The organism is Actibacterium sp., assembly GCF_041584535.1.
Lineage (GTDB): Bacteria > Pseudomonadota > Alphaproteobacteria > Rhodobacterales > Rhodobacteraceae > Actibacterium_D.
On sequence record NZ_JBFHDW010000458.1, the window covers coordinates 1 to 1027 of the forward strand.

Genomic DNA, 1027 nt, shown 5'->3' on the forward strand with positions numbered 1-1027 from the left:
CGATCGCTGATGTCCTCGCGCAATTGGTCGGCCATGCGCCGCGACATGTTCGCAAGGATGAAATCAGCGGCCTTGGCGGGGTCGGGTTCGGTCGCGCCAGCCAGCGCGGTGACCAGATCTTCGGCGGCGACGGCGCGGGTGATCGCGGGCACCTCGCGCGCCGGGATGCGGGCAGGGATGTCGGCAAAGGTAAAGATCGCTTTGCGCACGGTTTTGGCGAAACCGGCGTCGGCCTCATCCAGACCGGATAACAGATCCTCGCGCGTGGCGGCGGGGGCAAGGTTCAATATCGCGCCCATCCGCGCGGCAGGTGGCGTGTCAAAGGCGCTGACCGGGCGCGCTTCAAGCTGGGCAGCCAGCACAGACCCGATCCGCGCCACCATTTCGGGCGGGGCAAGGGCAGTTTGCGACACCGCGCAGGCGATACGCCGGGCCTGATCGCCGGGGATCATCCCCAGCAATTCGGCGGCCTTGGCGGTTGGCAGTTTCGACAACAGGATGGCGGCGATTTCAGTGCTTTCGGCCACCAGAACCTGCGCCAGAAGCGTGCTGTCCTGCGCGGCGATGCGGTGCCACGGATCAGGGGCGGCGCCGGTATTGGCGGCGCGCAGATCGGCGGCGGCGCGGCTGCTGATATGGCCGTCCAACAGCGCAAGCGCGCCTTCAATCCCGCCGGGAAAGGTCAGCCCGACCTTTTCCAGTTCCTCCAGAAATTCGGCCACCACCGCGCGCAGGCTGTCGCCATCAATATAGCGCATTGCGCCGATTTCGGCGGTCAGTGCGGTTTGCATATCCTCGGGCAGATCGCCCAGCGGCAGGCTGGCGCCTTCGCCCAGCAACAGCCGCACGATGATCGCGGCCTTGCGGCGGCGGCTGAACCGGACGGGGGTGTTCAGGCGGGCGGGGCTGGATTGGGGCAGGGCGGTCACGCGGGAATCTCCGGCTGGGTCAATCGCCAGACTGCGCGCGCAGGATTAACAGCCGGTTAGCGGTGGCCGGAAATCCGAAAGTATTTTCGTGAACAAAC

General features: G+C 66.5%; 1 protein-coding gene. It reads right to left on the reverse strand.

The features are described 5' to 3' along the window. A partial coding sequence (locus ABYW26_RS14745) for a FliG C-terminal domain-containing protein (protein WP_372605676.1) occupies window positions 1-929 on the reverse strand: 929 nt, incomplete at its 3' end. Between the last annotated feature and the right edge of the window lie 98 nt (window positions 930-1027).